The sequence below is a fragment of the Pedobacter frigiditerrae genome (assembly GCF_032678705.1).
GTDB lineage: Bacteria > Bacteroidota > Bacteroidia > Sphingobacteriales > Sphingobacteriaceae > Pedobacter > Pedobacter frigiditerrae_A.
Genome location: NZ_JAVTSS010000001.1, coordinates 2,316,857 through 2,329,507 on the forward strand (window position 1 = coordinate 2,316,857; position 12,651 = coordinate 2,329,507).

Annotated in this window: 6 protein-coding genes; 3 read left to right on the forward strand and 3 right to left on the reverse strand. The window is 34.1% G+C overall.

Annotated features, from left to right (window positions below):
- Positions 1–83 precede the first annotated feature (83 nt).
- Positions 84–1,424, forward strand: coding sequence for an MFS transporter (locus tag R2Q59_RS09140; RefSeq protein WP_316768060.1), 1,341 nt, complete (start codon positions 84–86; stop codon positions 1,422–1,424).
- Positions 1,425–1,610: 186 nt separating this feature from the next.
- Here R2Q59_RS09140 and R2Q59_RS09145 read toward each other — a convergent pair whose 3' ends face one another.
- The 3 genes from R2Q59_RS09145 to R2Q59_RS09155 form a co-directional block, all read right to left on the reverse strand.
- A complete protein-coding gene (locus R2Q59_RS09145) occupies positions 1,611–2,690 on the reverse strand; it encodes an acyltransferase (RefSeq protein WP_316785280.1) in 1,080 nt (359 codons plus the stop codon).
- Positions 2,691–2,948: 258 nt separating this feature from the next.
- Positions 2,949–4,337 carry a Gfo/Idh/MocA family oxidoreductase gene (locus tag R2Q59_RS09150; RefSeq protein ID WP_316785281.1) on the reverse strand — a complete coding sequence of 463 codons (1,389 nt, stop codon included), beginning with the start codon at positions 4,335–4,337 and terminating at the stop codon, positions 2,949–2,951.
- A 29-nt stretch (positions 4,338–4,366) separates the two neighbouring features.
- Positions 4,367–5,191, reverse strand: a complete 825-nt coding sequence (locus R2Q59_RS09155) for an endonuclease/exonuclease/phosphatase family protein (RefSeq protein WP_316785282.1) — start codon at positions 5,189–5,191, stop codon at positions 4,367–4,369.
- A gap of 198 nt (positions 5,192–5,389) precedes the next feature.
- Between R2Q59_RS09155 and R2Q59_RS09160 the strand changes: the two genes are divergently transcribed.
- Together R2Q59_RS09160 and R2Q59_RS09165 are read left to right on the forward strand one after the other, a co-directional pair.
- Positions 5,390–11,743 (forward strand): alpha-2-macroglobulin family protein, encoded by a 6,354-nt coding sequence (locus R2Q59_RS09160; protein WP_316785283.1) that lies wholly within the window; start codon positions 5,390–5,392, stop codon positions 11,741–11,743.
- A 154-nt stretch (positions 11,744–11,897) separates the two neighbouring features.
- Positions 11,898–12,539 carry a phosphatase PAP2 family protein gene (locus tag R2Q59_RS09165; RefSeq protein WP_316785284.1) on the forward strand — a complete coding sequence of 214 codons (642 nt, stop codon included), beginning with the start codon at positions 11,898–11,900 and terminating at the stop codon, positions 12,537–12,539.
- Positions 12,540–12,651 lie beyond the last annotated feature (112 nt).

The window sequence follows — 12,651 nt, forward strand, 5'->3', positions numbered from 1 at the left end:
TGTGCAAATATACTATCCCCCTCTTTGAGGGGGTAAGGGGGAGGATGGGTATAAGATTCCATTTCTCTGTAACCTATGTTTCTATGTGGTTTAATTTTAGGTTTAATTTCTTTAGCTTAGAATCGATGAATCAGACCTCTTCAAATAAAATCTCCACTTCTCGTCTTAAAGCCATTTTTGGTGGTTCTGTTGGTAATTTGGTAGAGTGGTACGATTGGTATGCCTATTCGGCTTTTGCGATTTATTTCTCTGCCTCATTCTTCCCGAAAGGAAATGCAACCGTACAATTATTAAACACTGCTGGCATTTTTGCCTTGGGCTTTTTAATGCGCCCTTTGGGTGGTTATATTTTTGGAAGGTTGGCAGATAGAATTGGTCGTAAAAAATCAATGGTCTTTTCGGTGCTGTTAATGTCGATGGGTTCTTTGTTGATAGCCTTTATTCCAACTTTCCAAACCATCGGCATTGCCGCTCCTATTCTTTTGTTAACTGCAAGGTTATTGCAAGGTTTAAGCGTGGGTGGCGAATATGGTGTTTCTGCAACCTACCTCAGTGAAATGGCTACAAAAAGCAGAAGAGGTTTTTATTCGAGCTTTCAGTATGTAACTTTAATTGGCGGACAATTATTCGCATTGGCCGTTCAATTGGCTTTGCAAAAACTATTTTTAACAGAAGCACAAATGTTAGACTGGGGTTGGCGTATCCCTTTTTTAATTGGCGCCATACTTTCGTTAGTGGCACTTTATCTAAGGAAAAACCTGGAAGAAACACAAGCCTTCGAAAACCAGAAAAACCATACGAGCGATAAAAAGGGAACAATTAAAGCCTTGTTAAAACATCCAAAGGCAGTAATCACAGTAATTGGATTAACACTAGGTGGCACCTTGGCATTTTATACCTACACCACTTACATGCAAAAGTTTTTAGTGAACACGATGCATTTGAGCAAAGAAGATTCTACGCTGATGTCATTTACCACTTTATTCATTTTCGCTTGTCTACAACCTGTATTTGGTGCTTTATCTGATAGAATAGGCAGAAAACCTTTACTGATTGGTTTTGGTGTTTTGGGAACTATTTGTACAGTTCCGCTTTTAACCTTGTTAAGTAATACCACATCACAATTTCAGGCTTTTTTATTGTTGATGTTTGCACTCATCATTGTGAGCGGCTATACGAGTATTAATGCTATCGTAAAAGCAGAGCTTTTTCCTGCAGAAATTAGGGCACTTGGCGTTGGTTTACCTTATGCTTTAACTGTAGCTATTTTTGGTGGCACGGCAGAATACATCGCCCTATGGCTTAAAGACATACAACACGAAAATTATTACTATTGGTACATTACTGCTTGTATTTTTATTTCGTTACTAGTGTATGTTTTCATGAAGGATACAAAGGAAGTTTCTGAATTGGATGAGGATTAGGTTTAGGTAATTTCGTCACCCTAAATTTTTCAGTAGTTTCTATTGATTTTTGTCTTCAAGAAAGCTCTGCTGTTTATTTCAGGGTCTTTCCTGCAGCCAGATGCTGACCACGAAGTAGCTACAAGACAATTGAAAATACTAAAACTACTTGTAAAACAAGTTCAGCATGACGAATGCAAGCAAGACCTAAACTTTCTTAAGCTTGTATCTATTAGGAAAATACCGCTCCCTTATTTTCAAGAATGGATATTCTATTGCTTTGCTTACGATAATTCCTCCTACAAAGGCAAAGGTTACGTATGAGATGTAAAATACTGCTAATCCATAAGGGTAAAGTTTTAAACCCAACACCAAAAAATGAATATGAAACAAGTAAATAGAATAAGAATAAGTACCGATGTAAGATAATGGCTTAATGATTTTCAAGAAGGTAGGATTATGGTAATCGATTAGGCAAATCATAATGTAACCAAAACAAATTGGGTTTAGCGACAGACTTATGATTGCTTGCCAAGGGGTATCCCATCTACCATAAATAAAGTTAGTGGAGATAAATAAAAGACACAAAGTGAAATACAATGGTCGGTACTTATTTTTTAAAATCCTTTGCATCAATTCCTTTTTGTAATTGGCTACAAAGGCAATCAACACACCAAAAAACATGGCATCAAACCGCAAGTGACTTGGGGTGTAATCTCTGTCGAAATTGTAATTATGATAAGTTAAAAAGTTATACGCTCTTCCAAATACACCTATAGCTAGTAAAATCAAATAGAGCACTAGCATCGATTTTAAGTTTACTTTTTTCAACTTAATCAACACCACAAAGGCAATGGCTAGTAAAACATAAAAGTGTTCCTCCACACTTATAGACCACAGGTGACCGTTATTGTTTTTGGTATAATTGGTAATGAAAAATACTTCGTGAAAAAATCTATTTAATTGTTGAGGGTACTTGGCAAAATTAGCACTGTACCAAAACTGGTAAATGAGATAGAAATAATAAGCTGGATAAATCTTAAACCCTCTTCTAATTAAAAACAACCTGATGTTAAAAGTCTGATTGGCTTCATATTCTTTGATGATTAATCCTGCGATTAAATAACCACTTAACACAAAAAACAAATCGACACCAGACCAGCCACCAGTTTGTATCACAGAAATAAACGCACCAAACACTGTAGTATCATGAAAAGGTACATGGTGAATAACCACCAATATTACCCCCATGAACCTCAAAAAATCTAATTGTAAATTTCTTTTCATTAATGCGCTTGTTTATAGAATGAATATTTGATTTCCATTCTAAAAAGCTATAAAGATAAGCGAAATTTCTATTTGATTAAACTTAACTAAATGAACAATTCATCGGCTAATTGCTAATAAATTATAAGTATTAATTTCGGTCGGTGAGACACCGACCGATAGGATTTAATTTATTTATACTTACATTAATGAACCCTTGAACTAATGATGCTAATGAACTAATCACGCTAATGAACCAATGACACTAATGAACTAATGTCAAACAACAACCGCAGTAACTTTCTTTGTCTTTCTACTTTGCTCTGCCATGAAACCCATTAAGTGACTTTCAATAGATTCATCAATAGTAGAAGTTAACATTTTAGGATCTTGGTGTGCAACAGCTTGCGCAAAGTCTCTTGCCAATAACCAATCTCCACCTCCGTGACCACTATTTTTGTAACCTTCTACATCTTCGGCAATAGGTTTAAGTTTAGTTACTTTTCCTGTTTTAAAATCCGTAATCACCAATTCAGTCATATCACCTACCATATCGCCCATGGCACCAAAAACACGAGTTCTCCTACCGTGATATGAAGCAAATGCTTCCATAGAAAAATTAGCGGTTACGCCATCTTTAAACCTCATGCTGGTAATGTAGTGATCTGGTTGATCGTTATCCATTTTATATACACAACGACCGTAATTGGTAGTTTTTAACCGTTCCATTGCCATTGCTTTTTTATCAACCGTATCAGCAGGAATATCTAACACACTATTTCTACCACCTCGTTCTACATATTCTTTAATAGCAGAATACGGGCATTCTCTTTCTACCTTGCAACCATCTGTACAACGATCAGTACTTCCTGCTGGCGCATTTGATGCCTTAAACCATTTCAAATCGCCCATGGCAACAATTTCTTCGCAAGGTTTATCAATTACCCATTTAATAATGTCTAAATCGTGACAAGATTTAGCCAATATGATAGGTGTAGTTTGTTTTGAGTTATGCCAATTTCCACGAACGTAAGAATGTGCCATGTGCGTGTGTTCAATTGGTTCTAAATGTTGTACGCTCATTACTTGACCTACAGCACCAGCGGCAAGTAGCTCCTTCAATTTTACGAAATAAGGAGCATACCTTAACACATGACAAACTGCAACAATTCTTTTATTTTTTCTAGCTAAAGCTAATATCGCCCTGCATTCCTTTTCAGTTGGTGCAATTGGTTTTTCTAACAAAATATCATAACCCATTTCAAGCGCTTTCATACAAGGCGCATAATGTAAATTATCAGGTGTGGTAATGATAATGGCGTCTGCAAATTTTGGACGTTTAAATACATCCTCCCAAGTATTGAAACGATTTTCATCAGCTATTTTATGAAGCTTCGCATATTTATCATTTCGATAAGGAATTGGCTCTGCAACACCAATAATATCTAAATGATCTGGATTGGCAGCAGCAAAACCACCATATACGTTACCACGATTACCAGCGCCTAAGGTAATGGCTGTAACGGCTTTTGGTATTGGTTTATGATTCGGGTTAGCCGGAATGACATAACTAAAAGTATCATCACTAATTTTCGCAATGGTTTCTGGAGCAATGATGGCTGCCCCTAGCGTTACTCCTAAATTTTTAATTAAACTTCTACGATTCATGGGATTTATTGAGGGATTTATATTTGGTTCTATTTGACTTGGTAAACTGAAACAACTGGCCTATGGTCTGAAGCATAAGTTTCTGGTATCACATAATATCCGCTAACATTCCAGTTTGCATTTTTTAGAGCAATGTAATCAATTGTCTTTTTAGGGAAATCTTGAGGAATAGTATGGGCACAACTTGCTGTACAACTCCTTTTATACTGTTGATCTAATAAAATAATAGGTTCAGCTCTTGCTTCGCAATTTAAATCGCCAACTAAAATAATAGCTTCCTTTTTTAAGCTTAAAGCTGATAAAATACTTTTCATTTGCACCACACGATTGCTATCTGGCCTTGTTGCATCTAAATGTGTATTAGCAAAAATCAATTTTGTTTTGTTTGGCAGTGTAACTGTGGCATAAGAAAGCACTCTTGCCTCTGCTTTTATCACCTGTGGTAAATCTACTTTTGTACCATTTTGAAGAGGAAACTTACTTAAAATAGCAACTCCATAATCGCCTCCATCATGGTCAATGGCTTTAAAGAATTGAAAATGCATTCCCGTTTTTTCTGCTAACACTTTGGCTTCATCAATATTTCCAGAACGTTTGGTAAAGCAGTCTACTTCTTGCAAACCAACTAAATCTGGGTTTTCTTTCTTAATAACTGCCGCTATAGCATCTAGGTCAATTAAGCCAGGTTTAGATGGAGGATTTGCATGATGAATATTATAAGTCATCACTTTTAGTGCTAAACCTGTATTTGTTTGAGCATTTAAATTGGAACTAATTTTAGCCGAACAAGCACAAAATAAAATGGCAGTAAATAAGAAAATTAGCTTTCTAGATAAGTGGTGCATTTGTTTCATTTTGTTTCGAAGCTCAAATTATCAATTAAATTTTATAACCAAAAATTACATTCGTCTTAATTTTATTACAAAATCGAAAGTAAACCTTTTGCTGGTATTGGTATCTCTTCCATAACCATACAGTAATCCCTATTTTGGAACATTGAATTATTTTATGGAATTTCTAACCTAATACCATCTAAAAATAAAACGCTGCTTATGAAAATGCTTTTACGCTTCTCTGTTCTTTTAATCTTCTCTATCCTCTTTAATTTTTCAGGATTTAGTCAGCAATACACCATAGATGACTTTTACAAAGTAGACTCAATTGCAACCAAAGCAAAGCCGAAAGATGCACTGGCATTGATTGAAAAAATGAATGATCAAGCTAGAGCAGATGGCAATACTCCTTTGCTGATTAAATCAGTTATCTACAAAATGATGTTTCAAAGTTATTTGGAAGAGAATGCCTTTGATAAAATTCTGATTGATTTAAGGAAAGACATCAGCCTTGCTAAACAGCCAGAAAAAAGCATTTTACAATCTTTATTAGCAGAAACGTACTGGAAATTTTATCAGCAAAATCAATGGAAAATTTCACAACGAACTAATGTAAGTGCCAACATTGGCGATGACATTAACACTTGGTCTGTTCAAAAATTAACGGATGAGATTATTAAAAACTTCCTATACTCTTTACAAGAGGTAAGACTTTTACAAAACACCAAAGTAGATTTTTTAGACAAAGTTTTAGCTGGCGATAAATATAATCGATCTTTTAGGCCAACGCTATACGATTTATTGGCGCACAGAGCACTAGATATTTTTATTAATACACAAATAAATGTTACGCAAGCTGATGATGAAAACATTGATTTTACAGACCCAACTTGGTATGCAGACCAACAAACTTTCATCAATCTAAAATTACCACAAAGTGATAGTACTTCATTTTATGCAGAGGCTATGCAATTATTTAAAAATTTAATGGTTTTCCATCTGGCTGATAAAAATGAGACCGCATTAGCAGATATTGATTTAAAGAGATTAAAGTTTATTTCACTTAGAAATAACAATAATGAACTCTACCAAAATGCCTTACAAAATTTAGCTGCCAAAAGCATAAACACAGAAGTTTATGCTGACATTTTATATGAGCAAGCCATCCTTTATAAAAATGCACCGGCAGGAATTGACACCAACCAACAAAATCTTGTTAAGGCAGTTGAACTAAGCAATAAAGCTATTAAAGCCTTTCCAAAAAGTATTGGCGCCTTTAACTCTGCAAACCTTATTAAGCAAATCAAAAGCGTTGAATTGAACGCTCAAGCCAAAAATATAATTGAGCCAAATAAGCCTGCACAGCTTCATTTAACCTATAAAAATGTAGATACAATTTATTTCAAACTTTACAAAAGACCAATGCTTGAGCAGCTTTACAACAAGCTGAATAATAAAAAAGATTTCTTCAGCTTTTTGGAAAAGAATAAAACGACGAGAGAATGGTTTATTATAGTTCCTAAATCTAGCGATTATCAATCTCATACTTTAATTGCTCCAGTTGAGGGCCTACCGGTAGGCAATTACCTACTTCTTTTACAAAATACAGCTGCAAATAATGAATATACATTTTATAATTACACAAACTTTAACGTTAGCTCTTTCTTAGTTACCGATAGGATTATTGAAAATACCAATCATGAGTATTTCGTCGTAAACAGTACTACTGGCTTTCCTATAAAAGGAGTTAACATTCAGCAAAGAAAAAACTATTATAACGGCAAAGTAGTAGAAAGTAAGCCTATAACTACAAACGAATTAGGTTATGCTACAAGTGATGATGTGGCAAACATAAATTCTGCAATTGTTTCTTTAGTTAAAGATTCATTAGTAATTAACATAAATAATTACAGCAGAAGGTATGATATTGACGACAATAAGAAAATCATCTTATTTACAGATAGGCCTATTTATCGCCCTGGCCAAACCGTTTTCTACAAAGGCCTATGTATTGATTACAAGGATGATAAAAATATAATATTACCCAATGAAAACGTAGAGGTTGTATTTGAAGATGTCAATGGAGATGAGATAGAATCGAAAGATTTGACCTCAAATGAATTTGGTACTTTTCAAGGTTCATTTACCATCCCAATGGGAAAATTAAATGGACAAATGCGACTTGAAACTGATTATGGTAATATTCAAATTCAAGTTGAAGAGTATAAAAGACCAACTTTTGAAGTAGTTTTTGATAAGTTTAATCAACATTATAAACTAAACGACAGTATAAAAGTGTTAGGTAAGGCTGTTGCGTTTTCAGGCTATTCCGTTGCCAATGCAAAGGTATCTTATAAAATTTATCGCAGGGCGATTTTTGATTATAGGCTAGGTTACGGTGAATCTTATGCTATTTATGGTGTAAGTGCATTTACCAGACAACAAATCGCCATTGGCAAAACATTAACAAAAGCTGGCGGTAAATTTGAATTTAGCTTTTTTGCCAAAGGGCCGAATGAAAAACTAAACTATGCTTTTGATATTGAAGTAACCATAACCGATTTAAATGGCGAAACAAGAACAAAAACTACCACAATTAATGTGGGCAAAAAAGACATATCATTAGTGATAAGCAATAATCAAATGCTCGTTTTAAATTCAAAAACAGATAGCATTCCTTTTTCAGTTACCAATTTAAATTATGAACCTATTAAAGCTGATTTAAAAGCCGAATGGTTTTTGCTTGAAGCACCTGCTAGGTTAACTAATAAAAGTCCATTTTATGCAGAGAAATATACATTAAGCAAGGAAGAGTTTATTAAAACCTTCCCTACAGATGATTATAATAATGAATCTGATTTATCTAAGTGGCCTGTTTTAAAAAACAAATACAATCAAAATATTACCACTGATAAAGGAACTGGCTATTTTACTTATAGTCAAACTAATTTAACACCAGGCTATTACAAGGTTAAATTCTCTGCTAACAATAGTTTAAACGACACTTTAACAATTGAAAGATATGTGATTGTATACGGTCCAGAACCGTCAACCATAAAAAGCAGTTTAGAATGGATTGTGCCAGAAATAAATACCATCAAACCATCCGAAAGCGCAGTATTTAGAGTGGCTGGCTTATCAAAAAACAGTAAGGCTTATTATGAGATTTATTATAAAAATACCATTGTAGAAAAAGTATGGTTAAACCTTTCTCCAAAACAAACCATTGTGAAAATTGCCCCAAAAGCTAATTATGAGGATGGTTTCGCTGTACAATTTACCATGGTGCAAAATGGTACGATTTATAATTCATTACAAAGGGTATACATTATTGACCAAGCTAAACAACTGGACATTAAATTTTTAACTTTTAGAAATAAGCTACAACCTGGAGAAAAGGAAAGTTGGAAATTACAAATCAGCAACCGAAATGGAGAAAAAGAAATGGCTGAAATGGTAGCTACTTTATATGATGCTTCTTTAGATGATTTTAAAAAAATGAGTTGGAACAGTAACCTAAGAACTAACTTTTACTATGAAGATTACACTTGGAAATTTAACAGCAACAGTTTAAGTTATGGAAATAATCTTTGGTTTCTGAGAGTTTACAACGACTACAGTGTTAAACCTAGAATTTACGAAAACCTTAATTTATTTGGTTACACTTATTACGGTGGCTACAATTATGGTTATAGAAATTACATCAATAATGTTAATCAACCTAAAAAAGGTTTATCGCAAGAAGCGATAAAAAAATTAGCAGAACTAGAAAAAGGAACGCTTAAATATGGTGTTGTTTACGATAATAATGGTTACACCATTCCTGGGGCTGTAATTAAAAATGGAAAATTATCAACCGTTACTAATTATTTTGGCGTATACGCCATAGCTGCAAAAGTTGGAGATGAGTTAATAGTCACATCTATTGGCTATAAACCTTTTAATGTAAAGGTTGGACAAAATAAAAGAATAAACATTACTCTACAAGAAGATGGAAACGCCTTAAATGAAGTTGCAATAATAGCTCCTGCTGGTGAGGCAAGAAAGCAGAGTTTAACAGGTTCAGTTTCTACAGTAGTGGCGAGTGAGTCATTGAAAATTAGAGGCTCAACTAATTTGCCGGCAGATATGCTAAATAAAATTCCTGGATTAGAAGTTACTGGTGAAGGGACTCTCGTACTAAGAGAAATTAAAGCAGATACCTTAAATTTTAATGCAAAAAATTATTTGGGGGCCAATAAAATTATCCCTCGTACCAATTTCAACGAAACCGCTTTTTTCTACCCTCAACTAAGAACAGACGAAAAAGGAGAAATTAATATAGAGTTTACCATTCCACAATCCTTAACTCGGTATAAAATGATGGGCTTTGCGCACACTAAGGATTTGAAAATAGCAACTATTAGCAATGAGCTAGTAACTCAAAAACAATTAGCTATTTCTGCAAATGCGCCACGTTTTTTTAGAGAAGGAGATACTATTTTATTTAGTGCCAAGCTTAATAATTTATCTGGCAAAAACTTAAAAGGCGAAGCCTTATTAGAATTAAAAGATGCCTTAACAGGAAAAGTAATTCAGCTCTTAGCCAGTGGCGATAAAACAAATCAAGCTTTTACATTAGATAACGAAGGTAATATCGTATTAAAATGGAATTTAATTATCCCAAAAGGAATAAGTACCATTACCTACAAAGTGGTGGCAAAATCGGGCAAGTTTAGCGATGGCGAAGAAATGACCATTCCTGTTTTACCAAACTCAATGTTGGTAACCGAAAGTATGCCAATCAATGTTCGTGGCAATACCAACAAAACTTTTAACATGGTGAAATTGATTAACTCAGGTTCGTCAAAAACGATGCGCAATCAGGCTTTAACGTTTGAGTTTACTTCTAATCCGATTTGGTATGCCGTACAAGCTTTGCCCTATTTAATGGAATATCCTTATGAGTGTGCAGAGCAAACTTTCAGTCGTTTTTACGCTAATAGTTTTGCAACAGGAATTATCAATAGCTCTCCAAAAATCAAGGAAGTTTTTAATCAATGGCAAAACACCAATAACGGCGAAGCACTTTTATCCAATTTGGAGAAAAACCCTGAGCTGAAATCAATTTTATTGGAAGAAACACCTTGGGTTAGAAATGCTGACAATGAAACCGAAAGAAAGAAAAGATTAGCCGTTTTGTTCGATTTAAATAGAATGACTTACGAGCTAAAGAGCAATTTCGAAAAGCTAGAAAAAATGCAATACAACGATGGTTCATTCCCTTGGTTTAATGGAATGCCAGGTGATAGATACATTACTCAGCATATAGTTTTAGGCATTGGTCAGCTTAAAAAGTTAAAGTTAATTGATGAGAAAACCTATCCTAAGCTAAATACAATGCTCAATAAAGCTATTATTTATTTAGACAAGGAACTGGTTAAGGATTACAAAGATGATTTAGCAAGTAAATACTTAGGCTATATGCCTTTGCATTATTTATTTGCCAGAAGTTACACCAATCAAATCAATACCAATCCAGATTTTGTAAAAGCAAAAGAATATTACCTAAAAAGAATTACATCTAATTGGAAAACATTCGATAGTTATCAATTAGGGCAAACTGCCTTGGTTTTACATAGGAATGGTAACAAAGTTGAACCTGCAAAAATCATTACCTTGCTAAAACAAACTGCTCAACAGAGTGATGAAATGGGAATGTATTGGGCAAAAAACATAAATGGCTGGTGGTGGTACCAAAGTCCGATAGAAACTCAATCATTATTAATTGAAGCTTTTGATGAAGTGGCATCCGATAGTAAATCTGTTGAGGAAATGAAAATCTGGTTGCTTAAAAACAAACAAACCAACGATTGGAAAACAACCAAAGCCACCGCGACAGCTTGTTATGCTTTATTAATGAAAGGATATGATTTACTTTCTGAAGCTGCAGAACCAGAAATATTAATTGGCAATAAAACCATAGCCGATTTAGGTTCTGCCAATGCGCCAAAAGAAGCAGGCACAGGTTATCAGAAAATCACCATCGCAGGTGCGAATGTTAAACCAGAAATGGGAAAAGTTGAAGTAAAAAACAATAATAAAACCATTGCTTGGGGTGCATTATACTGGCAATATTTTGAGCAATTGGATAAAATAACTCCAGCCAATACTGGTGTTAAAATCAAGAAACAATTGTTTATTCAAAATTCTACTACAAAGGGAAATATTTTAACTCCATTAACATCTACAAACGTGCTAACGCCTGGCGATTTGGTAAAAGTTCGTATCGAAATTTACGCAGATAGAAATATGGAATATGTGCATTTAAAAGATATGCGTTCATCTGGATTTGAACCAGTAAACGTTATTTCTCAGTATAAATATCAAGATGGTTTGGGTTATTATGAAAGCACAAAAGATGCCAGTACCAATTTCTTTATTGGTTATTTACGCAAGGGCACTTATGTATTTGAATATGCACTAAGGGTAACACATTCAGGTAATTTTAGCAATGGCATTACTTCCTTGCAATGTATGTATGCCCCAGAATTCACAACGCATAGTGAAGGGATTAGGGTTACGGTTAAATAGATTGGTTTTTCCCGCTGATGACGGTAATTACGCAGATAAAAAGAAAATCTGCGTCATCTGCCAAATCTGCGGGAGAAACAACGGAAATGTATTAAGTTATAAATTTCACTAAAACTTTTTTTGATTAGCTTTGGTTTAATTCATAAAATAATTGATGCGCATAAAACCTACCTATTTAATCATTTTACTTATTGCATTAATCATCAGTTTTATTTTATTGGGCAATTTTGTATCTCATCACCCTGTACCGTTATTTGACCATAAAATATCCTTATTTGTTCAGAAATACCATTCAGACACTTTAGATAAGATCATGTTGGGCATTAGTATTTTTGGCGAATTACCATATTCCCTTTTATTGGTAATTATTATTGCTGGCCTATTTCATATTTATAAATACAAACGGGAATCTTATTACATAGCCTCCATTTTATTATCTGGATTAATTATTCTAGGCGTAAAAAACATGGTAAATAGACCACGACCAACGGCTTTTTATGTACGCTTGGTAGAGATCAATAGATTTCATAGTTTCCCAAGTGGGCACGTACTTTCCTACTTTCTCTTTTTTGGTTTTATGATTATTTTAATGAGAACGTTGAAAGACATTCCTAAAGCTTTGCGAAGAGCGGTTACTTATTTCTCTTGGTTTTTAATTTTAACCATTGCCTTTTCTAGAATTTATTTAGGCGCACATTGGTTTAGTGATACCATAGGCGGATTTATCCTAGGTTTAATCTGCTTATTTCCGCTTTGTTATTTTTACTTTAAAAAAGAAACGGGGACAAGTCCCTGAACTCATCCCCGTTATCTAAATTAACGCTCTCATATATATAGACGAGCAAAATTTTAGATTATTATATTTCGTATTGAAATTTTCATACTCCTTTTAGCTCTAATACATTAGG

What these genes read in the sequence shown, in the direction of transcription:
- R2Q59_RS09140 (WP_316768060.1), top strand. Translation starts at nt 84, where the DNA reads ATGTGGTTTAATTTTAGGTTTAATTTCTTTAGCTTAGAATCGATGAAT.
- R2Q59_RS09145 (WP_316785280.1), bottom strand. Translation starts at nt 2,690, where the DNA reads ATGAAAAGAAATTTACAATTAGATTTTTTGAGGTTCATGGGGGTAATA.
- R2Q59_RS09150 (WP_316785281.1), bottom strand. Translation starts at nt 4,337, where the DNA reads ATGAATCGTAGAAGTTTAATTAAAAATTTAGGAGTAACGCTAGGGGCA.
- R2Q59_RS09155 (WP_316785282.1), bottom strand. Translation starts at nt 5,191, where the DNA reads ATGAAACAAATGCACCACTTATCTAGAAAGCTAATTTTCTTATTTACT.
- R2Q59_RS09160 (WP_316785283.1), top strand. Translation starts at nt 5,390, where the DNA reads ATGAAAATGCTTTTACGCTTCTCTGTTCTTTTAATCTTCTCTATCCTC.
- R2Q59_RS09165 (WP_316785284.1), top strand. Translation starts at nt 11,898, where the DNA reads ATGCGCATAAAACCTACCTATTTAATCATTTTACTTATTGCATTAATC.